We start from the raw sequence: 21,619 nt of genomic DNA on the forward strand, positions 1-21,619 counted from the left end.
TAGAGCATTTATCGTTCAGGTAGAAATGGCTTCGCTTGGCTGGACGTGGTCCCGCTCCTATGTGGATGTTACCTGGTGGAGATCAATCCTCAGGTGCACGAGGAGGAACCGTGCCTGCCGCCCTGTCCGTCGATCTTCGTCGTCGCGTCGTTGCTGCTCTGGAGCAGGGCTTGTCCTGCTCGCAAGTCGCCGAGCGGTTCGGCGTCAGCCCAGCCAGTGCCAGCCGGTGGCGCACCCAGTTGAGCTGCGACGGTTCGCTAGCAGCTGCCCCCATGGGCGGGGACCGTCGCTCGGCTGATCTCGAAGAGCACGCCTCGGTTCTGCTCGACCAGGTCGCGCGGACGCCCGACCTGACGCTGGCCGAGTTGAAGGGTCGTCTGTCCCGGCGCGGGGTCAAGACCTCGCTCAGCGCGATCGCGCGCCTGCTCACGCGGCACGGCCTGACATATAAAAAAAGACAGCGCATGCCGCCGAGCAGCAACTCCCAGACGTGAAGGAAGTCCGCGAGGCGTGGTTTGAGGACCAGCTCGACCTGGATCCGGAGCGGCTGGTGTTCGTGGACGAGACCGGGGTCAACACCAAGATGGCGCGTTTGCGCGGGCGAGCGCCCTGCGGCGAACGATGCCGGATGGCGACCCCGCACGGGCATTGGGCGAGCACGACGCTGGTGCTGGGCTTGCGCAGCGATGGGCTGGTCGCCCCGCATCTGCGCCGCGGCGCGATGACCGGTGCCGCATTCCTGGCCTACGTGAAGGAGGAGTTGGCGCCGAGCCTGCGCCCGGGCGACACGGTGATCCTCGACAACCTGTCGGCCCACAAGGTGGAGGGGGTGCGCGAGGCAGTCGCGGAGGTGGGAGCGCGGATCCTGTATGTCCCCGCCTACTCGCCAGACTTCAACCCGATCGAACAGGTGTTTGCCAAGATCAAGGCGCTGCTGCGCAAGGCGGCAGCGCGCAGCGAGGAGGCTCTGTATCGGGCCGTCCAGCGCATCCTGCGCTGCTTCAAGCCACGGGAGTGCGGCCGCATCATCGCTGCGTCGGGCTACGATGCCGACTGAGCCGCAAGCCAAGCTATTTCTAACTGAACGGCAAACGCTCTAGGCGCCGCTACTCCGCCGCGCGGTGGCGCGGCGCCGCGAGGATCTCGTCGTACAGGCGCAGCAGGTCGTCGGCCTGATCCGCCGCCCTGCGGACGGGCCCGGCCGCGGGCGGCGGCAATGCGCAATACCGCGCCGGGTCGTCGTCGATCGCGGCCAGGACCTCGCGCAGGGGCTGCGCCGTCCCCACGTCGATCACGAACCCGTCGATCCCGGGGCGCACCTCCTCGCCCATCGCGCCGCGGTCGCTCGCCACCACCCACAGACCGAAGGCCCGCGCCTCCCGCGAGACCAGCCCGAAGCTCTCCGCGCAGCGGGAGGGCGCCAGCAGCACGTCGAGGGAGCGGTAGAGGGCGGGCACCGCCTCCGGGGCCACCGGCCCGACGATCGTCACCGGCGTCGTGCCCCACACCTCCTCGCGCGCGGAGCCCGGGTCCTGCGCGAAGTCGACGAGCGTCAGGCTCAGGTTGCGGGTCGGCGTCGTGCGCAGGACCGCCTCGACCAGGGGCGCGCCCTTGTGCGCCTCGCGGCCGCCCACGTGGCCGAGCCGCACGCGCGGGCCCCGCCCCGGCTCCCGCGGCGCCACCGCCCCGAGGGAGAGCCCGTTCGGCACCGCCACGGCCCCGGCGATTCCGGCCTCCCGGTAGAGGCGCGCGAAGCTCTCCGACACCGCCAGCACCCGGTCGGCCCCGGACAGCAGGCGCGCAAGGCGCTGCCGCCGCGCGACCTGGGCCATCGCCCCGTAGGGCGCATCCACCTCCGGCGGCAGCGCCACGGGGGCGGGCCGCACCAGCCGGCCGTCCCGGTCGAGCAGGAACTGGTGGTCGGAGATCCACCAGCCGTCGTGAACCGTGACGAGGTGGGGCAGCCCGCGCGCCTGCACCTCCTCCAGCACCGAGGCGGTCAGGCGCTGCACGCAGTGGAGATGCACGAGGTCGGGGGCGGCGTGGTCGAGGAACCGGCCGAAGACTTCGCCCACCCGCGGGTTGAACGGCCGCCAGTCCACCCCCGGCTCGGCCGGAACGCCGATGCGCAGGACCGGCACGCCCCGATGGGCGTCGATCCGCGCGCGCTCGCGCGGGAAGGCGCCCTCGTCGCTCGCGGCCACCGCGAAGGCGAGGCGGTCGCCCGCCGCGTCGAGGAAGCGGTCGAGGTTGTCGGCCACCACCCGGGTCGCCCCGCCGATCGTCTGGGGCGGGAAGAACACGTTGACGAGCAGGATCCGCGGCTTCGTCCCCGCGAGGGCCGGCGCCCCCGGGCGGGCGGCCCCCGGCAGCGCCCGCGCCAGGGCCGCGGCGCCCGCCGCCAGGCCGTAATCGCGGCGCGCCTTGCGCCGGGCGGCGAGGCCGATGCGCCGCCGCAGGTCCGGATCCGTCACGAGCCGCTCGAGGGCGGCCTCCCACGCCTCCGGCGTGTCGACGATCAGGGCGTCCTCGCCGTCCGCCAGGACCTCCCGGTGCGTGCGGGTCCCGCTCACCACGGAGGGCACCCCGCAGACCGCCGCCTCCAGCCACTTGATCTCGCTCTTGGCATCCGCCGCCGCCCCCGGCAGCAGCACCGCCAGGTTGATCGCGGCGGCCGACAGCGCCTCCCAGTACTCGTCCGCCCGCGGCGTGAAGCCGAGCCGGTGGATCCGCTCGGCGACCGGCGCGAAGGCCGGGTCGAGCCGCAGATGGCCGGCGATCACCAGGCGCACCCGCTTGTGGCGCGTCATCACGCGCAACAGGGCCGGGCCGGCGAGCACGGTGAAGTCGCGGTTATGGGACCGCGTCCCCGAGCCGTAGAAGAGCGTCACCGGCGCGTCCGGATCCGCCGGCGCGGGATCGGGCCGCGCCAGGAACGGCGCGTTGCGCTCGTCGAGGCCGTTGCGCAGGAGGTGGCAGCGCCCCGAGCGCAGGAGCGGGCGCATGGCCTCGGCCAGCGCCGGGGTCGAGGCGAAGCCCTCCTCGCAGCGCGACAGGGCGAAGCGGAACAGGGGCACGGCCAGGAGCAGCCCGACATACTCCTCGGGCGAGATCTGCCCCTCGAAATCCGCGTAGGGCCCCGGCGAGTGGATCGGATCGAAGACGAGGTCGTCGATGTCGTAGACGGTCGGCAGGCCGAGGGCCCGGGCGTACAGGATGGCGTGCAGCACGTCCGGGAAGGCCGGGACGCGATAGAACAGGGCGGCCGCCGCCCCGGGCAGGGCCTCCCGGAAGGCGCCCGCCTCGCCCTGCCCGAAGATCTCGACCTCCCAGCCGGCCTGGGCGAGCTGGCGGCGGCGCTGCTCGACCCGGTAGTGGACGCATTGCGGCAGGTCGAGATTGGCCAGCATGACGAGCCGGCGCCCGGGGGCGGCGGGCAAGGGAGCCGGCAGCGGCTCGGCGCGGGGTAGGTCGTCCTCGAGACGGTGCAGGGCCGCCTCCAGGATCGCGTCCCCCTCCGGCCGCCGGCCCGCCCGGTAGGCCTCCCGGGCCGCCTCGACCGCGCCGTCGAAGGCGCGGCGCAGCACGGCGAGGGCCGCCTCGCGCCAGCGCGGGTCGCGGCTCCAGCGGGCCGAGGCGGCGCGCAGGGCGGTGAGCGCCCCCGGCAGGTCGCCCGCCGCCGCGAGGGCCTGGAGCGCGCCGACCTGGCTCCACAAACCGGCCTCGGGCCGGGCGGCGGCGGCCGCGAAGGCCTCGGCCGCCGCCGGCTCGCCGAGGGCTTGCAGGATCTCGGCGCGGCCGTGCAGGCGCCGGGCGGTCGGCCCGCCGCGGGCGAGGGCCTCGTCGAAGGCGCGCAGAGCCGGGACGAGACGTCCGTGCCGCCGGTGCCACTCGCCGACGCGGGTGAGGAAGGCGGCAGCCCCGGGCCCCGACACGATGTCGAGCCGTCCCTGGGGGAAGCCGGTCTCCAGCCACTGGGCGAGGAGTTGCGAGGGCCGCAGGCGCCGGCCCCCGCGCAGGCTCGCCCGGTAGGTTTCGGCGTCGAAACAGGCGGGCAGACCGGCCTCGCCGATCAGGTCGGTGACGTGGGCGGCCTCGTTGGGCACCCATCCGCGCTCGATCCCGGTGCTCAGCCAGTGACGGTAGAGTGCCGCGTCCTCGGCGATGCCCGCGACCCCGTAGACCGCGCGGTAGAAGGCGGGATCGAACGCCGCGTCGGCGGCGATGGGCGCGAGGCGCGCGATGCCCCGCGCGGCGAAGAGGCGGATCCCCTCCGCGCGGGTCGCGGGCGGCGCCTCGATCCAGTCGGCGTTGAGGAGGCCGAACTGGTCGAGGTCGAAGCGCAGCAGCCAGCGGCCCGGGACGAGGCCGTGCGCCCGCAGGAAGTCCGCGAAAGCCTCCCGCCCCGCCTCCGGCTCCAGCCCCGCGCGGCGCGCGAAATCCGCCTCCTCGCCCGAGAGGTCGAGGGCGTGGCGCCGCTGCTCCGCGCGTCCGTCGGCAAGGTAATGGGCGACGGATTGCCAATCCTCGGTGAGGCGGTCGGCGAGGTCGGGGTTGAGGTCGCGGTAGAGGCCGGGATTGAAGCCCTCCGGCAGGTCGCCATGCCGCGCCGCGAGATGCGCCAGATAGGCCGCGCGCGTGGGAAACCGCCCCTCGGCCCGGCCGTGGCGCAGGTAATGCGTCAGCAGGGCCTCCGGCGCCATCCGCGCGAGGTCGGGATAGAGCCGCCGGTAGAAGTCCGGCTCGAACGCCACGGGCACGCGGCGCCGCGCGCCCGGGAGGAGCCTCCGCCGCAGCGTGTCGAGGATCGTAATCCGGCGCTGCGGCACGTGGCGCTCCCGCGAGGGCCCGTCCGGATCGGGCGAACGGACCGGGATGGTCGATCTCCCCAGCCCGGGATGCCGGGCCCCGCAGCGGCGTCGCGCGACGGAGAGGTGTCCGGTTCGTCGCGGAAAATTCCGTCCGATCAACGCGCTAGCGCAGCACCCGGCGGTCCCGCGACCGGGCGCCGCTCTAGCACGGCCGCGACCCGGCAGGCAACGCGGCCCGGCCGTTCAGGATCCCCCCATCGCGGCGCGCGTCGACGCGTCGCTGCCGATATCCTCCGGCCCCCGCATCCCGAGCACCGCGACGAGGCGCATGCGCGCGCGGCTGACCCGGCTCTTGATCGTGCCGACCGCCACCCCGCAGATCGCGGCCGCCTCCTCGTAGGTGAAGCTCTGCGCCCCCACCAGGATCAGGGCCTCGCGCTGGGGGGCGGGGAGGTCCGCGAGCGCGAGCCGGAAGGCGTCGAACTCGACATGCGCCTCCTGCTCCGGGAGGATCGCGAGCCGCGCCGCCTGGACCCCGTCCGCATCCTCGACCTCGCGGCGGCGCTTGCGCTGCTCCGAGTAGAACAGGTTGCGCAGGATCGTGAACAGCCACGCCGTCAGGTTGGTGCCGCGCTGGAAGGTGTGCGCCTTCGTCCAGGCCCGCACCAGGGTCTCCTGCACGAGGTCGTCGCTGCGGTCCGCGTCCCGCGTGAGCGAGAAGGCGAAGGCGCGCAGGGCCGGGATCGCTCCCAGCAGGAGCGCGCGCATCTCGGAATCGACGCCGGTCATGGGCAGCTCTCCTCTGGGCCGTCGCACGCGGCCCCCGCGCCCTCGTGTCCGAGGGTGCCCTGTTGGCCAGGGGCGCTCTCGTCGCGCGGGGCGTCCTCGCCCCCGAGGGCGGCGAGGAGCGTCGTGAATCGCTCCGGGATGGGGGCCGCGAGCAGCTCCGCGTAGGCGCGGCGGAGCGCGTGGCCGAGATCCTCCCGGCCGGCGGCGTCGATCGTCGGGGTGGGACGGGCCCGCGTGCGGCCGCTCCGGACCGCTCCGCGTGGCCGGCCCGCCGTGATATCCTCGGTCATCGCCGCTCGCTGCGGCCGCCATCGCGGCCCGTCGCCTCGTTCAGGATGCGTCGATGGCCGCACCCGATTGCGGATGCCGCACTAAAGCCACGGATTTTAATGAGGTCTGAAAACGATATTCAGCCAATCTTAATGAAGAAGCGTCGCATCGAGCTTCACTATTCTGCAGGAAGCTTGACCGGATCGGCGCCGGCGGCGCACGAATGGGGCGGGCCCGCGACGGGACGCCACTGTGGCGCCGATACGCTTGCCCGGTGCCGCGCCCGTCCTCACGTTACCGCCGACCAACGATCGGGGATTGTCTCTTGGTACCGTCGCTTCGCGTTCCCGCCGCCCTGGCGGCCCTCCTCACCGTCACGGCCACGCCGGTCCTCGCGCAGCGGGACGATCCGGGCCTGCAGATGAACTGCGCCAGCGACTATTTCCGCCTCTGCGCCGGCGCCGACCCGGACAGCCCCGAGGTCGAGCGCTGCTTCGAGCGCAATCGGGGCCGCCTCTCGGCGCAGTGCCGCGCGGCGATCAGCGCCTTCGACCGCGGCGAGCCGACGGGCGGCGCGCGGCGACAGTAGAGGCGGGCGGCCGCCTCCTACCCGGCGCGGTCGAGCCGCAGGATGCGGCAGGGATCGCCCGCCCGGGCGGCCGGGGCGTGGGGCGGGCGGATCAGCAGCGCCTCCGCGGTGGCGAGCACCGAGAGCATCGAGGAATCCTGCCGCGGCGCCGGGTGGACCCGGGGCGGCCCGTCGCCGGTCGTGTCGAGCCGCGCCCGCATGTAGTCCTGGCGCGCGTCGTTCGCGGGCAGGTCGTCGCCGAGGAGCGCGGGCTCGCTGCGATCCTCGCCGGCGCGCGGGTCGCCGAGGAGCGCCCGGATCAGGGGGCGCACGAAGACGAGACCGCAGACGACCGAGGAGACCGGGTTCCCGGGCAGCCCCAGCACCGCCATCGGGCCGAGCCGCCCGTGCATCAGGGGCTTGCCCGGCCGGATCGCCACCCGCCAGAAGCCGAGGTCGAGCCCCTGGCGCACCAGCGCCGACTGGACGAGGTCGTGGTCGCCGACCGAGGCGCCGCCGAGGGTCAGCAGCAGGTCGGCCCCGTCCTCCCGCGCGCGGGCGATGGCGGCTTCGAGGTCGGCGAAGCGGTCGCCCGCGATGCCGAGGTCGATCGCCACCGCGCCCGCTTCCTCGGCCAACGCCGCGAGGGCGAGGCCGTTCGACGCCACGATCTGGTCCCAGGCGGCCGGCTCGCCGGGGCGGACCAGCTCGTCGCCGGTGGCCAGGATCGCGACCCGGGGCCGGCGGCGCACCGGCAGGGTCGGGTGGCCGCCCGCGGCGGCGAGCGCGAGCCGCTGCCCGTCGAGCCGGGTGCCGGCCGCGAGCAGGAGGTCGCCCTGCCGGAAGTCGAGGCCGCTGCCGCGCAGGTGGCGGCCGGGCGGGTTCGCCACGAGAAGGCGCACAGTGCCCTCGCCGGGCTCCGCATCCTCCTGGATGACGATGGTGTCGGCGCCCTCGGGCATCGGCGCGCCGGTGAAGATGCGCGCGGCCTCGCCGGGGCCGACCGGCCCCCGGAAGCCGTGGCCGGCGGCGCTGGTGCCGACGAGCCGCAGGGTGACGGGCGCCCCCGCGAGATCGGCGCTGCGCACCGCGTAGCCGTCCATGGCGGAGGTGGCGAAGGGCGGCTGCGTGCGCAAGGCCCGCACCTCCTGCGCGAGGGTGCGGCCGGCGGCGCGCCCGACCGGCACGGTCTCGGCCGGGAGCGGCACGGCTCCGGCGAGGATGCGGCCGAGGGCCTCGGCGACGGGGAGGAGGGGGCTCATGCCTGATCCGCCGCGTAGGGGCCGGAGCGGCCGCCGCTCTTCTCCAGGAGCCGGATGCCCTCGATCCGCATGGCGCGGTCGACCGCCTTGACCATGTCGTAGACCGTCAGGCAGGCGACCGAGACGGCGGAGAGCGCCTCCATCTCGACCCCGGTCGGTCCCTGGACCTTCACCTCGGCGGTGACCCGAATGCCGGGGAGCGCCGGGTCGGGCTCGCACTCCACGCGGACCTTCGCGAGGAGGAGCGGGTGGCAGAGGGGGATGAGCTCGTGGGTGCGCTTGGCCGCCATGATGCCGGCGAGCCGCGCGGTGCCGAGCACGTCGCCCTTCTTGGCGTCGCCCTCCCGGATCAGGCGCAAGGTCTCGGGGCGCATCACGATCGCGCCCTCGGCGCGGGCGGTGCGGGCGGTGGGCGCCTTGTCGGAGACGTCGACCATGTTGGCCGCGCCGGTCGCATCGAGGTGGGTCAGGCTCGGCATGGGGTGCGCTCCGCGTCGTCGAACCCGCCTTCCGTCGGAAGGAGTTCATGAGTCAGGCGCGGGATCCCCTCTCCCGTGCGGGAGAGGGGTAGGGGTGAGGGTCCAGGTGGTTCAGCAAGCTGTCTGAAGCGTCCCGCTCCCAGCACTGCCGTTCAGCCAGATTGCGGCACGGTCCGGGACCCTCACCCCTGCCCCTCTCCCGCACGGGAGAGGGGTTCCCCGCGTTTCATCGGTCGGCCGGTGACGGCCTAGCCGCCCCCGAACAGCAGCCGCCGCGTCGCCGCCGCGACGTCGGCCTCGCGCATCAGGCTCTCGCCGACGAGGAGCGTGCGGATGCCGGCGTCGGCCAGCCGCTGCACGTCCGCGTGGCCCGCGATGCCGCTCTCGCCCACCACGATCCGGTCCGGCGGCACCAGCGGCGCCAGCGCGAAGGCGGTGTCGAGCGAGACCTCGAAGGTGCGCAGGTTGCGGTTGTTGATGCCGATCATGCGCGTGCCGAGCGGGATCGCCCGCTCCAGCTCGGCCCGGTCGTGGACCTCCACCAGCACGTCCATGCCGAGATCGTGGGCCGTCTCGACGATCGCCGTCGCCTCCGCGTCGTCGAGGCTCGCCATGATCACGAGCACGCAATCCGCGCCCCAGGCCCGGGCCTCGTAGACCTGGTAGGGCTCGAACAGGAAGTCCTTGCGCAACGCCGGCAGCGCGCAGGCCGCGCGCGCCGCCGTCAGGTAGTCGGGCCGGCCCTGGAAGGAGGGCTCGTCGGTGAGGACCGACAGGCAGGTGGCGCCGCCCTCCGCGTAGGCGCGGGCGAGGGAGGGCGGATCGAAATCCGCACGGATCAAGCCCTTGGACGGGGAGGCCTTCTTGATCTCGGCGATCAGCGCGGGGCGGCCCTCGGCGAGATGCGCCGCGATCGCCCGGGCGAAGCCGCGGGGCGGATCGGCCGCCTCGACCCGACGCTCCAGCTCGGCCAGCGGCACGCGCAGCTTCGCCTCGGCGACCTCGCGGCGCTTGTAGGCCTCGATATGGGCGAGCACGTCGGGGGTCGGGGGCTTGTCCACCACGGGCGCGGGGGGGGTCGCGGTCACGGGCATCTCCCTTCGCGGCTGCCTTGCCGCCGTCAGGCGTTGGAGACGGCGACGAGGCGGTCGAGGACGGCGCGCGCCGCGCCCGTGTCGATCGCCTGGCTGGCCCGGGCCACCCCCTCCGCCAAATTAGCGGAGCGTTCCGCGACCACCAGAGCCGCCCCGGCATTGAGCACCGCGATGTCGCGGTAGGGCGTGCGCGCCCCGTCGAGGACGGCCCGCAGCGCCGCCGCGTTGGACTCCGGATCGGCCCCGCGCAGGTCCTCGGGCGCGGCGAGCGCGAGACCGACCTCCCGCGGATCGATGGTGAAGCGCCGGATGGCGCCGTTCTCCAGGGCCACCACGGCGGTGGGGCCGGTGGTGGTGATCTCGTCGAGCCCGTCGGAACCGTGGACGGTCCAGACCCGGCGGCTGCCGAGATCGGCCAGCACGCGGGTCAGGGGCTCGGCCAGGGAGGCGGCGTAGACCCCGAGCAGCTGGCCCCCGACCCCGGCCGGGTTGCAGAGCGGCCCGAGCACGTTGAAGAGCGTGCGGGTGCCGATCTCGACCCGCACCGGCGCCACGTGCCGCATCGAGGCGTGGTGCGCCTGGGCGAACATGAAGCAGAGTCCGGCCTCGGCGAGGCAGCGGGCGAGCGCCTCGGGATCGAGCCCGAGCCGCACGCCGAGCGCCGCCAGCACGTCGGCCGAGCCCGAGCGCGAGGAGGCGGCGCGGTTGCCGTGCTTGGCCACCGGCACGCCGCAGGCGGCGGTGAGGATCGCCGCGAGGGTCGAGACGTTGTGGCTGCCCGAATGGTCGCCGCCGGTGCCCACGATGTCGATGGCGCCCGCGGGCGCGGCGACGCGGACCATGCGCTCGCGCAGGGCCCCGGCCGCGCCGACGATCTCGTCGTTGGCCTCGCCGCGCACCCGCAGGGCCATCAGGAAGGCGCCGGCCTGGGCGTGGGTGACCTCGCCGGAGAGCAGGTGGTCGAAGGCGCTGCGGGCCTCCTCGCGCGTGAGCGCCGCACCCGTGGCGACCTTCGCCAGGTAGGGCTTGAACGAATCCATGACGGGCCTTGGCAGTCTCAGCGCGGCGGGTGTGTCACGGCTGCGTCAATGCACGCCGGCGGCGGCCTTGTCACCCCGGCGCGCAGCGTTCCAGTCCCCGGCGAGGTCGAGGAAATTGCGCACCATGCGCTCCCCGTGCTGGGAGAGGATGCTCTCCGGGTGGAACTGCACCCCGTGGAGCGGCCGGCTCGCGTGTTCCAGCGCCATGATCAGCCCGTCCGCCTCCGCGGTGACCACGAGGTCCGCCGGGCAGGTGGCGCGGTCGACGATCAGCGAGTGGTAGCGGGTGGCCGCGAAGGGCCCGTTGATGCCGCGGAACAGCCCGGTGGCCCGGTGCTCGACGGTCGAGACCTTGCCGTGCATCGGCTGGGGCGCGCGCACGACAGTGCCGCCGAAGGCCTGGCCCATCGCCTGCAGGCCGAGGCAGACGCCGAGCATCGGGATCGCGTCGCTCAACTCCCGGACCACGTCGAGGCAGATCCCGGCCTCGCTCGGCGTGCAGGGGCCGGGCGAGAGGACGAGCGCATCGGGCGCGTGGGCGCGGATCTCCGCGACGGTGATCGCGTCGTTGCGCACCACCGCGACCGAGGCGGCGAGCGGCCCGATCAGGTGCACGAGGTTCCAGGTGAAGGAATCGTAGTTGTCGATGACGAGGATGTCGGCCATGGCGTCGCGCTCGGGATCCGGGCCGGTGTGGGCGGCGGGGCGGGTGGGGTCAAGGGGCGGGATCAAAACCGGGCTTGTCTCGGCGGCCTGCCGGACCGGGCCGGCATTCGGTCGGGCGGCTCAGAAGAAGGCGGCGGGGCTCAAGCCGAACCGGCGCGAGAGATCGCGGATCTGCCGCACGTCCAGATCCCGCCGCCCCGCCAGGATCTCCGCGACCGCGTCGTCAGTTCCGATCTCCGGAAGGTCGCCCTCCTTGAGACCGTGCGCTTCCATCAGCGTGCGCAGGATCGCGGCCGCACCAATCTCCGGGAGCGGGAAATGGGCGTCGTCGTAGTCGCCGATGAACTTGCCGAGAGTCGCGACGAGCCCCGCCAGCGGGTGGTTCTCGTCGTCCGCGCCCTGATCGAGCAGGGCGTTCATGACGGAGACGGCAGTGTCGTACTCTGCCTCTGTCACGATCGGGTGGAGCGGAACCTTCTTGGCGATCTCACCGTAATGTCCGGCGATCTCTTCCACATCGGCGGCGTTGAGCATCACGGCTTCCACGAGTCGTACTCCTTGTGCGTCAGAACCTCGCGTATGAACAACATCTCTCGATTGAAATGAATGGTCGCGATGATGCGAAACTTGTTGCCTCCGATATCAAATATGTAAAATTTCTCGACACGGTCCACCGCGTTGAAGGTGCGTTTCAGGTCGGCAAAATTTCCGAAGGTGCCGGACTCCATGATCTTCCGCCAGGCTTGAAGCGGTGTCGCCGCGGCCGGATGGCGCGCCGCGAACGCGACCAAAGCCTTGTTCGAGACCACGCGCATCGCATCTGTCACCCCCGGCCAAGGAATCGGACAATGGCGCCGCCTCCGGGGAAAGGGCCGCCGAGTCCATCGGACGGAAGTGCGGCCGGCGCGGAGCCCCGCCTCACTGCCCCCGCCGGGCCTGCGCGGCGAAGCGCACCGCCTCCTCGGCGGCCCGGAACTGGGCCTTGGCCTTGTTCACGCATTCCTGCTGCTCGGAGGCCGGGTCGGAATCGTACACGATGCCGGCGCCCGCCTGGACGTGCATGCGCCCGTCCTTCACCACGGCGGTGCGCAGCACGATGCAGGTGTCCATCTGGCCGTCGGCGCCGAAATAGCCGATGCAGCCGGCATAGGGCCCGCGCTTCTCGTGCTCCAACTCGTCGATGATCTGCATCGCCCGCACCTTCGGGGCGCCCGAGACGGTGCCGGCCGGGAAGCCGGCCACCAGGGCGCCGAGCGCGTCGTGGCGGGGGTCCAGCCGCCCCACCACGTTCGACACGATGTGCATCACCTGGCTGTAATATTCGAGGAAGAACGAGTCCGTGACCGTCACGCTGCCGATCTCGGCGACGCGCCCGACATCGTTGCGGCCGAGGTCGAGGAGCATCAGGTGCTCGGCCCGCTCCTTCGGGTCGGCCAGGAGCTCGTCGGCGAGTGCCCGGTCCTCCTCCGGCGTGGCGCCGCGGCGGCGGGTGCCGGCGATGGGCCGGATCGTGACCTCGCCGTCGCGCACCCGCACCAGGATCTCGGGCGAGGAGCAGACGATCTGGAAGGTCCCGAAATCGAGGTAGCAGAGGAAGGGCGCCGGGTTCACCCGGCGCAGGGAGCGGTAGAGCGCGAAGGCCGGCAGCGCGAAGGGCGCCTCGAAGCGCTGCGAGAGCACGACCTGGAAGATGTCGCCGGCCGCGATGTACTCCTTGGCCCGCGCCACCATGGCGTGGAAGGCCTCCGGGGTCGTGTTCGACACCGAGTTGGGCGGGGGGATCTCGGTCGGGTTGGCGCGGGCCTCGACGGGGAGCGGGCCTTCGAGGATGTCCGCGACGCGCTCCAGGCGCGCCAGCGCGGCCTCGAAGGCGGCGCGGGGCTTCGTGCCCGGGGCGGGCCGGATCGGCGTCACGACGGCGATCTCGTCGCGCACGGCGTCGAACACCACCATGATGGTCGGACGGACCAGGATCGCGTCCGGCACGCCGATCGGGTCGGCCTTCGGGGGGCCGAGCCGCTCCATCTCCCGGACCATGTCGTAGCCGAGATAACCGAACAGGCCGGCGGCCATGGGCGGCAGGGCCGGATCGGACGGCAGCGCGCTCTCGGCGATGAGGGCGCGCAGGCTCTCGAGCGGCGGGCGGTCGTCGGGAATGAAGCGGTCGAGGGCGGGCGCATCGGCGCGGGCGGCGCGCCCGTCGGTGCAGCGCCAGACGAGATCCGGGTCGAGGCCGATCATCGAGTAGCGCCCGCGCACGGCGCCGCCCTCGACGGATTCGAGCAGGAAGGCCGTGCCGGACCACTGCGCCCGCAGCTTCAGGAAGGCCGCGACCGGCGTCTCCAGGTCAGCGACGAGGGTGGCGCGCAGCAGCACGGGGGTGCCCGCAGCGAGGGCGGCGTCCGCGGCGTCGAGCGTGGGTGTGACCAGCATGGGGAACTCGGGGGAGTGGGCGGAGAGCTTCGGCGCAGGGTTGGGGGATCGCGGCTTTCACCTCCCCCCTTTTCCGGACGACTGAAGCGCCAGCGGAAGGAGATCCGGAAACCAGATGACGACTCGCCGCGAAGCGGCTCCGACTCCCAGCCGCGTTGCTGACAAGCGGACGCTTCGCGTCTTCTTGTGCTGGTTTCCGGGTCGCATTCCGCTGGCGCTGCATGCGCCCGGAAAAGGGGGGAGAGCAAGGGCGAAAATCTCGGCGCCCTCACCCGGGGACGGGATGCGTCCTGGATCAATACTCGCCGCCGATGGCCCGCCGGAAGGCGGCCTGGTTGATGGAGACGCCTTCCTCCTTCTGGGCGTCGGCGATGTACTCGGCGAGGAGGTCGTCGCCGAGCGCCTGCCGGAACTGGCCCTCGACATTGCCCTCGGCGCCCGGCGCCAGCGGCGAGACGACCGCCTCCGTCACCGTGAAGGCGACCCGGACCTTGTCGCCGGCGCTCGCCGAGCCGGCCTTGCCGACCGGCGTCGCGAAGATGCGGCCGATGCTCTCGGGCGTCAGCCCGTCCTTGGCACGGCCGCGGGCGAGGTCGGTCGCCGTCTTCGCCTCGACGCCCAGGGACGACGCCACGGCCTCGATCGCCTCGCCCTTGTCGAGGCGCTCGGCCGCCTCGCGGGCCTTGGTGGCGAGGCGGTTCTCGACCTCCTCGGCCGTCCACTGGCTCACCACCTGGTCGCGCACCTCGTCGAGGGGGCGGTCATGGGCCGGGTCGATGCGGGTGACGTCGTACCAGACGTAGCCCCCCGAGCGGGTGCGCAGGGCCTCGCTGTCGGCGCCCATGTCGGCGCGGAAGATCGCCGGCAGCACGGCGTCCTTGTCCGGCAGGCCCTCGACGGGCGCGCCCTTGGGATCGCGTCCCTGCGCGTCGGTCGCCGGGATCGTCACCAGGGACAGGCCGCGCTCGCGGGCGATGTCGGCGAGCGGCTTGGCGCCGGCCCGCTGGTCCTCGATGGCGTCGTGGACCTTCTCCAGGTCGTCGCGGGCGCGCTCACGGGCGATCTCGGTGCGGATCTGGTCCGTCACCGCGTCGAAGGGCTTCACGCTGCCGGGCGCGATGGCGGTGACGCGCAGGAGCACGGTGCCGAAGCGGCCCTTCACGGGCTCGCTCACCGCGTCCTTGTCGAGCTTGAAGGCGGCGTCGGCCACGGCCGGATCGAACAGCTCGGCGCGGGTGAAGGTGCCGAGGTCGAGGCTCTTGGGGTCGAGGCCGCGCTCGGCGGCCACCGCCTCGAAGGGCGCCTGCCCGCCGCGGATCTTGGCGAGCGCCGCGGCGGCATCGGCCTCGTTGGGGAAGACGATCTGCTGGATCGTGCGCTTCTCCGGCGTGCCGTAGCGGGACGTGTCGGCCTCGTAGCGGGCGCGGGCCTCCGCCTCGGTCACGGAATCCGGCTTGGCGAGGGTGGTCGGATCGAGGACGAGCAGACTCACGCCCCGGACTTCCGGCGCGCGGAAATTGCCCTTGTGCTCGTCGTAATAGGCCTTGGCCTGCTCGTCGGTGGGGGGCGGGATCTCGCCCGCCGCGCTCTCGGGCAGGAGCAGGAAGGCGGCCGCGCGACGCTCGGCGGTGTAGCGGTGGATCGCGTCGCGCACGGCCAGCGGCACCGGCAGGCCGGCGGTGAGCGAATCGGCGAGCTGGAGCCGCGCCGCCACGGCGCGCTGCTCCTGCACGAAGGCGGCCTCGGTCAGGCCCGCCTGGCGCAGGGTGTCGTTGAACACCGCGACGTCGAAGGCGCCGGTCGGGCCCTTGAAGGCAGGCTCCTCCTTGATCAGGCGCACCACCGTGTCGTCCGAGACTCGCAGGCCGAGTTCGCGCGTCTTCTGGTCGAGGGTCGCCTCGGTGACGAGCGCGCTCAGCACCTCCCGGTCGAGGCCGAGCGCCCGGGCCTGGTCGGGCGTGATCGGCCGGCGGGCCTGGCGGGCGAGGCGCTGGAGCTGGTTCTGGAAGGCGCTGCGCACCGCCTCCGCCGAGATCTTGGTGCCGCCGACCTGCGCCACCGTGGTGGTGCTGCCGCCGCGGAAGATGTCGCCGATGCCGAAGATCGCGAGGCCCGCGATCAGCAGGCCGAACACGACCGTGATGACGATCTTGCCGAGCCAGCTCTCGCTGGCGGCGCGGAACCCCTGGAGCATCCTGGTCCTCGACGAGCCGGCGGCCGCGCGCCCCGCGCACCGCCCCTTCCGAAGGGCCCGCGATAGCCCATCCGCGCCTCTGCGCAAAGTCCGGGCGCCGGCGCGGTTTGCGGTGGGAGGGGGCCTCTGTTACCGGCTACGCATCAACCTGGAGGGGAGCGCATGGGCGAGCGACCGCGGCCGCTGGTGGCGGGGAACTGGAAGATGAACGGCACGCGGGCCTCCCGCTCCGTCCTGGAGGCGGTGATCGCCGGGCTGTCGCCGGACCTCGCCGCCCGCATCGACGTGCTGATCTGCCCGCCCGCCACGCTGATCGACGCCTTCGCGGAGGCCGCCGCCGGCTCGCCCGTGCGGATCGGCGGGCAGGACGTGCACGCGGCGCCGAGCGGCGCGCATACGGGCTGCATCGCGGCCGAGATGCTGGCCGATCTCGGCGCCACCCACGCGATCGTCGGCCACTCGGAGCGGCGCGCCGACCAGCACGAGACGGACGCCGAGGTGCGCGACAAGGCGCGGGGGGCGCATCGCGCCGGGCTCGTCGCGATCATCTGCCTGGGCGAGACCCGCGCGGAGCGGGAAGCCGGCCGCACCCTCGACGTGGTGCGCGGCCAGCTCGCCGGCTCGCTGCCCGAGGGCGCCCGCGCCGCCGACACGGTGATCGCCTACGAGCCGGTCTGGGCGATCGGCACCGGGCTCACCCCGACGCCCGCCGACGTGGCGGAGGTGCACGGGCTGATCCGCCGGGAGCTGACCGGGCGGCTCGGGGACGAGGGCGCCCGGATGCGGATCCTCTACGGCGGTTCGGTGAAGCCGTCGAACGCCGCCGAGCTGATGGCGGTCCCGGACGTCGACGGGGCGCTGGTCGGCGGGGCGAGCCTCAAGGCGGAGGATTTCCTCGGGATCGCCGCCGCCTACGCCTGAGCGGCCCGCCGCCGGCCCCGCGCCAGGGCCGTGGCCAGCCGGTCGAGGAGCGCGCAGAGGCTCCAGTAGACCGCGCCCACGAACAGGAAGATCTCGGCCGGGTAGACCATGGCCCGGTTGTTCACCTGCGCGGCGACGAAGGAGAGTTCCGGCACGCCGATCACGTAGGCGAGCGAGGTGTCCTTGATCAGGGCGGTCCACTGGTTGACGAAGGACGGCGCCATCGCCCGCAGGGCCTGGGGCAGGACCACGAGCCGCAGCACCTCCCAGCGGCCGAGCCCGAGGGCGAGGCCCGCCTGCCACTGGCCGTCCGGGATGCTGCCGATCCCGGCCGCCACCGCGTAGGACAGGTAGGCGCCGCCCACGAGCGCCAGGGCGGTTGCCACGGTGCCGATCTCCGGGACGGCGATCCCGAGCAGGATCGGCAGCAGGAAGTAGCTCCAGAAGATCAGCATCAGCACCGGGACGGCGCGCAGCAGGCCGAGCACCGCCACCAGCGCCCGGCGCGCCGCGCCCCCGCTCATGGCGAGCGCGATGCCGAGGCCGAGGCCGAGCCCGCCGGAGGCGAGGCCGGAGAGGAGCGTGAGCCAGAGCGTCAGCGCCAGCCCGCCCAAAGGCCCGTCGGGCCACGCCCCGACCAGCAGGTAGTCGAGATGATCGGTGACGACCGCGAGGTTCATCGGCGGGCGGCCTGCCGGGGGCGTGCCGCCAGGGCGTGGCCCGCCGCCTCCACTGCCGCCACCGCCGCGACGTAGAGCAGGGTCGCGATGCCGAAGGCCTGGAAGGTCAGGAAGGTCTCGGTCTCCACCTGCCGCGAGGCGTAGGAGAGTTCGGCGAGGCCGATGGTCATGGTCAGGGAGGTGTTCTTGATCGTGTTGAGGTACTGGCCGACCACCGGCAGCCAGGCGATGCGCAGGCCCTGCGGCAGGACGACGTGCCGGAAGGCCTGGAGCGGCGTGAGGCCGAGCGCCAGGGCGGCCTCGCGCTGGGCGGGGCGCACGGCGTTGAGGCCGGCGCGGCATTCCTGCGCGATGTAGGCGGCGGCGTAGAGCGTCAGGCCGAAGAACCCGGCGAGCGTCTCGAAGGCGGGCCAGTGCAGCGCGCCGGGCGGCAAGTCGAGCGGCAAGTCGAGGGCGTGCGGCGCGTTCAGCCAGGCCGTCAGGCCGGAGGGCAGCAGGGCGGCGGCGCCGAAATACCAGAAGAACAGCTGCACCAGCAGCGGGGTGTTGCGCACGGCGCTCACGAAGGCCGCGGCCGCCCCGCGCAGGAGCCGGCTCGGCGCGACCTGCAGGACGCAGACCCCGAGGCCGAGCGCCGTCCCGGCGAGGCAGACGGCCGCCGACAGGGCCAGGGTCACCCCGAAGCCCTGCAGCAACCAGAGGAGGTAGTGCGGCGCCAGCGGCTCGCCGAGGACACCCATCCTGGCGGAGCCTCAGGTCCGGTCGCCGATCTTGAACAGCCGCGGCAGGGGCTGCGTCGTCTGCGGCCCGAACCAGCGGTCGTAGATCGCTGCCGCTTGGCCGCTCGCCTCCAGGTCCCGGAGGGTCCGGTTGACCACCTCCACGAGGGCCGCCTCGCCCTTCGGGATGCCGACGCCGATATAGTCGTTCGAGATGCTGAAGGCCGGGATCTCGTAGTTCTCGCGGTCCGGCACCTTCGCCAGCAGGCCGACGAGCTTCGGGCCGTCCTGGGTGATCGCCTGAACGTTGCCGTTGCGCAGGGCCGCGAAGGCGAAGGGCGTGTCGTCGAAGGCCACGACGGTCGCCTTCGGGTAGTCGCGGCGCAGCACGATCTCGTTGGTGGTGCCCTTGTCGGCCCCGATGCGCAGCCCGTTCAGCTGTTCGGGCGAGGACAAGGTCCCCTTCCGGGCCAGGAATTGCTGCCCGGACGCGAAGTACGGGATGCTGAAGTCGAGCTGCTTGGCGCGCTCCTCCGTGATGGTGAAGTTCGCCAGGACGAGGTCGACCTTGCCGGAGGTGAGGAGCGGAATGCGGTTCGCCGGGTTGGTGGGGCGCAGCTCCAGCTTCACGCCGATCGCGTCGGCAATGGCCTTGGCGTAGTCGACGTCGAGGCCAACGACCTGCTTGGTGGCGGGATCGACGACGCCGAAGGGCGGGTTGCCGTCGAAGGCCGCGACCCGCAGGACGCCGGCCTTCTTGATGTCGTCGAGACGGTCCGCCTGGGCGGCCCCGGCACTGAGGAAGGTCGCGAGGACGAGGGCGAGGAAGCGACGCAAGGATGTCTCCGTTGGTGAGGGCGCCGCGGGCGCGCGGCCCGCGGCCGGGATGGGGTCGTCAACCTCCGTGGACCGGGATCACCGAGCCGCGGTATTTCTCGCGGATGAAGGCCGCGACCTCGGGCGAGGTGAGGAGCGCGGAGAGGCGCTGCACCCGCGGGTCGGCGGCGAGCCGCTCCGTCGTGACGAAGATGTTGGCGTAGGGGTTGCCCTCGGCCTTCTCGAGGGCGAGGGCGTCCTTGGCCGGGGTGAGCCCCGCCTCGAGGGCGTAGTTGCCGTTGATCACGGCGAGCGCGACGTCGTCGAGGGAGCGCGGCAATTGCGGCGGCGCGACCTGCACGATGGCGAGTTTCTTCGGGTTGTCGGCGATGTCGGCGGGCGTCGCGAACTGGCCCTCGCCGAGGCCGGGCTTCAGCCGGATCAGCCCGTTCGCCTGGAGCAGGGCGAGGGCGCGGCTCAGATTCGTGACGTTGTTCGGCACCGACACCGTGGCGCCGACCGGCACGTCCGCGAGGCTCTTCACCTTGTTCGAGTACAGGCCGAGCGGCTCGATGTGGGTCGCCGCCGTCACGGCGAAGCGCGTCCCGAGCTGCGTCTCCTCGCTGCGCAGGTAGGGCGTGTGCTGGAAGAAGTTCGCGTCCGCGTCGCCGTCGCGCACCAAGGCGTTGGGCCGGATGTCGCCCGAGATCTCGATGATCCGGATGTCGAGGTCCGGGGCGAGCTTGTCCTTCACGAAGGACAGGATCTCCGCGTGCGGGACCGGGGAGGCCACGATCCGCAGCGGGTCCGCCGCGGCGGGACCGGCCAGCAGCGCGAGACCCGCGAGGGCGAGGAGGGTTCGTCGGGCGAAGACAGGCAACATGGATCGACCTCGGATGGGGCACGGCGCGTCAGGATGACGGAGGCGAGGATGTCGAGCGGCCAGTCTTCGCCGCCATCCTCATGAATATTCAGAACACATGAGAATGATCGTCGCGCAATCGCAGTCCGTCAACAGCAATCGGTTTCGTATTTGAGAGACAATGGAGAATGATGACTCTCACGGGCGGCCGATGTGCACGATGTCCTTCTCATCTTCCGAGGACGATGGCGGATCGCGACGGCGACGGAACGCCCGAGCCGGGAGACGGCACCGTGGTAAAGGATCCGTTCCGACTGGCGCGGGATTCTCTGACGTTGGGGCATGACCATGGTCCCTGTGCCAAATCGGGAGTCCCGCATCATGGTGTTGGATCGCATCCCCTCGTCCTCCGGGCCGTCGTCCCACCGGCCGCCCTCCGGGCCGACCGCGCTCACCGCCCTGCGGCCGGACGCGGTCGACTGGGTGGTCGAGCCGGACGAGGACGGGCGGTTCGCCGGACGGCGGGAGGTCCCGCGGCTCCTCGACGCGCGGCCCCTGCGGCGCGAGGAACGGCCCGCGTCGCCCTGGCCCCCGGGCCTGCGGGCCTTCGCGGAGGTGCTGGGTGCGCTGCTCTTCATCGCCGCCGGGATCTACGGGCCGCCGATCCTGGAATGCCGGGAGATGAAGCGTCAGGGCCTGTTCTGGGCCGACATGACGGTGCGGGTCTGCGTGCGCGAGCGCGTGGCCGAGCGGGTCCGCGCCGCGGACGACACGCTCACCCGGTTCGTCCGAGGGTTGTGAGGCGCGGGACCGCGCCGGCGGGTCCGGGACGCCCGCTCACCCGAACTGCTCGCGCAGGATGCGCTCGTCCAGGCTGTGGCCGGGATCGTGCAGCATCACGAGGTCGGTGGAGCGGTCGAGCTGGGTGTCGACGCGGGCCACGCGCCGGAACTCGGTGTGGTCGGCCACCGCCGAGACCGGGCGGTATTCCGGATCCTTGACCTCGATGCGGATGCGGGCGTGGTTCGGGAGCAGCACGCTGCCCTGGCGCCGCGGCCGGAAGGCCGAGATCGGCGTGAGCGCGATGAGCTGGGCCGAGATCGGCAGGATCGGGCCGCCCACCGAGAAATTGTAGGCCGTCGAGCCCACCGGGGTGGCCGCGAGCACGCCGTCGGCGATGAGTTCGGGCAGGCGCACCTGCCCGTCGATGGAGATCTTCAGCTTCGCGGTCTGGTGGGTCTGGCGGAGCATGTAGACCTCGTTGACCGCCCGCGCCGTGTGGGTGAGGCCGAGCACGTCCGTCACCACCATCAGGAGCGGGTGGACGACGCTGCGCTCCGCCTGCTCCAGACGGTCGGGCAGGTCGTCGAGGTGGAACTCGTTCATCAGGAAGCCGACCGTGCCGCGGTTCATCCCGTAGATCGGCTTGCCGGTGCCCATGAAGCGGTGGAGGGCCTGGAGCATCAGCCCGTCGCCCCCGAGCCCCACCACCACGTCCGCCTCCTCCGGCGCCACGTGGTCGTAGCGCTGCATCAGCAGGGCGGCGGCCTCGCGGGAGTCCGCCGTGGGGCTGGCGATGAAGGCCATCCGGTTGAAGCGCCGCGCCATGACCGTTCCGCCCCGCTTGACGCGGCGGGCCGCGGCCCGCTCACTCGGGACCGGCCATCGCCGTCATCGGGAGACGCATAGCATGGAGCGCCCGTTGCTCGTCTACACGACCTTTCCGGACGAGGAGACCGCGCTGGCGGTCGGGGAGGCGCTGGTGCGCGAGCGGCTCGCGGCCTGCGTCAACGTCCTGCCCGGAATGCGCTCGGTCTATGCCTGGAAGGGCGCGGTGGAGCGCGGGCAGGAGGTGGTGGCGTTCGTGAAGAGCCGGGAGGGGCTGGCGGAGGCGCTCGGCGCCGCGCTCAAGGCCCGCCACCCCTACGAGACGCCGATCCTCCTCCACCTGACGCCGTCCGGCGCCGATGCCGACACGCTGGCCTGGCTGCTCGCCGAGACCGGCGGGTGAGGCG

At 72.9% G+C, this 21,619-nt stretch carries 22 protein-coding genes; 5 read left to right on the forward strand and 17 right to left on the reverse strand.

Annotation, left to right across the window (positions count from 1 at the left end):
• The first annotated feature begins 110 nt into the window (after positions 1-110).
• Positions 111-1,057, forward strand: a protein-coding gene (locus tag ACW9J6_RS13455) for an IS630 family transposase (RefSeq protein WP_457116050.1) whose coding sequence is annotated in 2 segments (ribosomal slippage) — positions 111-450 and positions 450-1,057 — 948 coding nt in all. Because the reading frame shifts where the segments join, the coding sequence is not laid out codon by codon here.
• 49 nt (positions 1,058-1,106) lie between these two features.
• Here ACW9J6_RS13455 and ACW9J6_RS13460 read toward each other — a convergent pair.
• From ACW9J6_RS13460 to ACW9J6_RS13470, 3 genes are all read right to left on the reverse strand, one after another.
• Positions 1,107-4,703 (reverse strand): glycosyltransferase, encoded by a 3,597-nt coding sequence (locus ACW9J6_RS13460; protein ID WP_457117195.1) that lies wholly within the window; start codon positions 4,701-4,703, stop codon positions 1,107-1,109.
• A gap of 351 nt (positions 4,704-5,054) precedes the next feature.
• Positions 5,055-5,600 carry a sigma-70 family RNA polymerase sigma factor gene (locus ACW9J6_RS13465; RefSeq protein ID WP_457116987.1) on the reverse strand — a complete coding sequence of 182 codons (546 nt, stop codon included), beginning with the start codon at positions 5,598-5,600 and terminating at the stop codon, positions 5,055-5,057.
• Complete coding sequence (locus ACW9J6_RS13470; protein WP_457116988.1) at positions 5,597-5,890, reverse strand: NepR family anti-sigma factor; 294 nt, start codon at positions 5,888-5,890, stop codon at positions 5,597-5,599. Before ACW9J6_RS13470 ends, ACW9J6_RS13465 begins: the two co-directional genes overlap by 4 nt.
• Positions 5,891-6,195: 305 nt before the next feature.
• On the opposite strand from ACW9J6_RS13470, the gene ACW9J6_RS13475 reads away from it, so the two are divergent.
• A complete protein-coding gene (locus ACW9J6_RS13475) occupies positions 6,196-6,459 on the forward strand; it encodes a hypothetical protein (protein WP_457116989.1) in 264 nt (87 codons plus the stop codon).
• Between the two features lie 17 nt (positions 6,460-6,476).
• Here ACW9J6_RS13475 and ACW9J6_RS13480 read toward each other — a convergent pair whose 3' ends face one another.
• The 9 genes from ACW9J6_RS13480 to ACW9J6_RS13520 form a co-directional block, all read right to left on the reverse strand.
• Positions 6,477-7,700 (reverse strand): molybdopterin molybdotransferase MoeA, encoded by a 1,224-nt coding sequence (locus ACW9J6_RS13480; protein WP_457116990.1) that lies wholly within the window; start codon positions 7,698-7,700, stop codon positions 6,477-6,479.
• Positions 7,697-8,179 (reverse strand): cyclic pyranopterin monophosphate synthase MoaC, encoded by a 483-nt coding sequence (gene moaC / locus ACW9J6_RS13485; RefSeq protein WP_457116991.1) that lies wholly within the window; start codon positions 8,177-8,179, stop codon positions 7,697-7,699. The genes ACW9J6_RS13480 and moaC overlap by 4 nt, the downstream gene beginning before the upstream one ends.
• A gap of 248 nt (positions 8,180-8,427) precedes the next feature.
• On the reverse strand, positions 8,428-9,273 hold the full coding sequence (trpC, locus tag ACW9J6_RS13490; RefSeq protein WP_457116992.1) for an indole-3-glycerol phosphate synthase TrpC: 846 nt from the start codon (positions 9,271-9,273) through the stop codon (positions 8,428-8,430).
• A 26-nt stretch (positions 9,274-9,299) separates the two neighbouring features.
• On the reverse strand, positions 9,300-10,313 hold the full coding sequence (trpD, locus tag ACW9J6_RS13495; protein WP_457116993.1) for an anthranilate phosphoribosyltransferase: 1,014 nt from the start codon (positions 10,311-10,313) through the stop codon (positions 9,300-9,302).
• 45 nt (positions 10,314-10,358) lie between these two features.
• Positions 10,359-10,979: an anthranilate synthase component II gene (locus ACW9J6_RS13500; protein ID WP_457117196.1), complete on the reverse strand. Its 621-nt coding sequence runs from the start codon at positions 10,977-10,979 to the stop codon at positions 10,359-10,361.
• Between the two features lie 120 nt (positions 10,980-11,099).
• Positions 11,100-11,513, reverse strand: a complete 414-nt coding sequence (locus ACW9J6_RS13505) for a helix-turn-helix domain-containing protein (protein WP_457116994.1) — start codon at positions 11,511-11,513, stop codon at positions 11,100-11,102.
• Positions 11,513-11,794, reverse strand: coding sequence for a type II toxin-antitoxin system HigB family toxin (locus ACW9J6_RS13510; RefSeq protein ID WP_457116995.1), 282 nt, complete (start codon positions 11,792-11,794; stop codon positions 11,513-11,515). The genes ACW9J6_RS13505 and ACW9J6_RS13510 overlap by 1 nt, the downstream gene beginning before the upstream one ends.
• Positions 11,795-11,897: 103 nt before the next feature.
• Complete coding sequence (gene trpE / locus ACW9J6_RS13515) at positions 11,898-13,412, reverse strand: anthranilate synthase component I (RefSeq protein ID WP_457116996.1); 1,515 nt, start codon at positions 13,410-13,412, stop codon at positions 11,898-11,900.
• 295 nt (positions 13,413-13,707) lie between these two features.
• The gene (locus ACW9J6_RS13520) at positions 13,708-15,606 is read right to left on the reverse strand and encodes a SurA N-terminal domain-containing protein (RefSeq protein WP_457116997.1); all 1,899 of its coding nucleotides are present in this window, start codon (positions 15,604-15,606) and stop codon (positions 13,708-13,710) included.
• A gap of 162 nt (positions 15,607-15,768) precedes the next feature.
• On the opposite strand from ACW9J6_RS13520, the gene tpiA reads away from it, so the two are divergent.
• On the forward strand, positions 15,769-16,527 hold the full coding sequence (gene tpiA, locus ACW9J6_RS13525; protein WP_457116998.1) for a triose-phosphate isomerase: 759 nt from the start codon (positions 15,769-15,771) through the stop codon (positions 16,525-16,527).
• On the opposite strand, the gene ACW9J6_RS13530 is transcribed toward tpiA, so the two are convergent.
• Genes ACW9J6_RS13530 through ACW9J6_RS13545 form a run of 4 tightly spaced genes read right to left on the reverse strand, consistent with a single transcriptional unit; the run spans position 16,518 to position 19,625 of the window.
• Entirely contained in the window at positions 16,518-17,207 is a 690-nt protein-coding gene (locus tag ACW9J6_RS13530; RefSeq protein WP_457116999.1) for an amino acid ABC transporter permease, read from the reverse strand. The genes tpiA and ACW9J6_RS13530 overlap by 10 nt on opposite strands.
• Positions 17,204-17,947, reverse strand: coding sequence for an amino acid ABC transporter permease (locus ACW9J6_RS13535; RefSeq protein ID WP_457117000.1), 744 nt, complete (start codon positions 17,945-17,947; stop codon positions 17,204-17,206). The genes ACW9J6_RS13530 and ACW9J6_RS13535 overlap by 4 nt, the downstream gene beginning before the upstream one ends.
• A gap of 12 nt (positions 17,948-17,959) precedes the next feature.
• Entirely contained in the window at positions 17,960-18,763 is an 804-nt protein-coding gene (locus tag ACW9J6_RS13540) for an ABC transporter substrate-binding protein (RefSeq protein WP_457117001.1), read from the reverse strand.
• Positions 18,764-18,821: 58 nt separating this feature from the next.
• A complete protein-coding gene (locus ACW9J6_RS13545) occupies positions 18,822-19,625 on the reverse strand; it encodes a MetQ/NlpA family ABC transporter substrate-binding protein (protein ID WP_457117002.1) in 804 nt (267 codons plus the stop codon).
• A 360-nt stretch (positions 19,626-19,985) separates the two neighbouring features.
• On the opposite strand from ACW9J6_RS13545, the gene ACW9J6_RS13550 reads away from it, so the two are divergent.
• Positions 19,986-20,405, forward strand: coding sequence for a hypothetical protein (locus ACW9J6_RS13550; protein ID WP_457117003.1), 420 nt, complete (start codon positions 19,986-19,988; stop codon positions 20,403-20,405).
• 36 nt (positions 20,406-20,441) lie between these two features.
• On the opposite strand, the gene ACW9J6_RS13555 is transcribed toward ACW9J6_RS13550, so the two are convergent.
• Positions 20,442-21,212 (reverse strand): NAD kinase, encoded by a 771-nt coding sequence (locus ACW9J6_RS13555; RefSeq protein WP_457117004.1) that lies wholly within the window; start codon positions 21,210-21,212, stop codon positions 20,442-20,444.
• 82 nt (positions 21,213-21,294) lie between these two features.
• Between ACW9J6_RS13555 and cutA the strand changes: the two genes are divergently transcribed.
• Positions 21,295-21,615, forward strand: coding sequence for a divalent-cation tolerance protein CutA (cutA, locus tag ACW9J6_RS13560; RefSeq protein ID WP_457117005.1), 321 nt, complete (start codon positions 21,295-21,297; stop codon positions 21,613-21,615).
• Positions 21,616-21,619 lie beyond the last annotated feature (4 nt).

Source organism: Methylobacterium sp. JK268 (assembly GCF_054052225.1).

Excerpts from the sequence above, each read along its gene's own strand:
- ACW9J6_RS13460 (WP_457117195.1), bottom strand. The coding sequence starts at position 4,703 with ATGGCGCCGGAGGCCCTGCTGACGCATTACCTGCGCCACGGCCGGGCC.
- ACW9J6_RS13465 (WP_457116987.1), bottom strand. The coding sequence starts at position 5,600 with ATGACCGGCGTCGATTCCGAGATGCGCGCGCTCCTGCTGGGAGCGATC.
- ACW9J6_RS13470 (WP_457116988.1), bottom strand. The coding sequence starts at position 5,890 with ATGACCGAGGATATCACGGCGGGCCGGCCACGCGGAGCGGTCCGGAGC.
- ACW9J6_RS13480 (WP_457116990.1), bottom strand. The coding sequence starts at position 7,700 with ATGAGCCCCCTCCTCCCCGTCGCCGAGGCCCTCGGCCGCATCCTCGCC.
- moaC (WP_457116991.1), bottom strand. The coding sequence starts at position 8,179 with ATGCCGAGCCTGACCCACCTCGATGCGACCGGCGCGGCCAACATGGTC.
- trpC (WP_457116992.1), bottom strand. The coding sequence starts at position 9,273 with ATGCCCGTGACCGCGACCCCCCCCGCGCCCGTGGTGGACAAGCCCCCG.
- trpD (WP_457116993.1), bottom strand. The coding sequence starts at position 10,313 with ATGGATTCGTTCAAGCCCTACCTGGCGAAGGTCGCCACGGGTGCGGCG.
- ACW9J6_RS13500 (WP_457117196.1), bottom strand. The coding sequence starts at position 10,979 with ATGGCCGACATCCTCGTCATCGACAACTACGATTCCTTCACCTGGAAC.
- ACW9J6_RS13505 (WP_457116994.1), bottom strand. The coding sequence starts at position 11,513 with ATGCTCAACGCCGCCGATGTGGAAGAGATCGCCGGACATTACGGTGAG.
- ACW9J6_RS13510 (WP_457116995.1), bottom strand. The coding sequence starts at position 11,794 with ATGCGCGTGGTCTCGAACAAGGCTTTGGTCGCGTTCGCGGCGCGCCAT.
- trpE (WP_457116996.1), bottom strand. The coding sequence starts at position 13,412 with ATGCTGGTCACACCCACGCTCGACGCCGCGGACGCCGCCCTCGCTGCG.
- ACW9J6_RS13520 (WP_457116997.1), bottom strand. The coding sequence starts at position 15,606 with ATGCTCCAGGGGTTCCGCGCCGCCAGCGAGAGCTGGCTCGGCAAGATC.
- tpiA (WP_457116998.1), top strand. The coding sequence starts at position 15,769 with ATGGGCGAGCGACCGCGGCCGCTGGTGGCGGGGAACTGGAAGATGAAC.
- ACW9J6_RS13530 (WP_457116999.1), bottom strand. The coding sequence starts at position 17,207 with ATGAACCTCGCGGTCGTCACCGATCATCTCGACTACCTGCTGGTCGGG.
- ACW9J6_RS13535 (WP_457117000.1), bottom strand. The coding sequence starts at position 17,947 with ATGGGTGTCCTCGGCGAGCCGCTGGCGCCGCACTACCTCCTCTGGTTG.
- ACW9J6_RS13545 (WP_457117002.1), bottom strand. The coding sequence starts at position 19,625 with ATGTTGCCTGTCTTCGCCCGACGAACCCTCCTCGCCCTCGCGGGTCTC.
- ACW9J6_RS13550 (WP_457117003.1), top strand. The coding sequence starts at position 19,986 with ATGGTGTTGGATCGCATCCCCTCGTCCTCCGGGCCGTCGTCCCACCGG.
- ACW9J6_RS13555 (WP_457117004.1), bottom strand. The coding sequence starts at position 21,212 with ATGGCGCGGCGCTTCAACCGGATGGCCTTCATCGCCAGCCCCACGGCG.
- cutA (WP_457117005.1), top strand. The coding sequence starts at position 21,295 with ATGGAGCGCCCGTTGCTCGTCTACACGACCTTTCCGGACGAGGAGACC.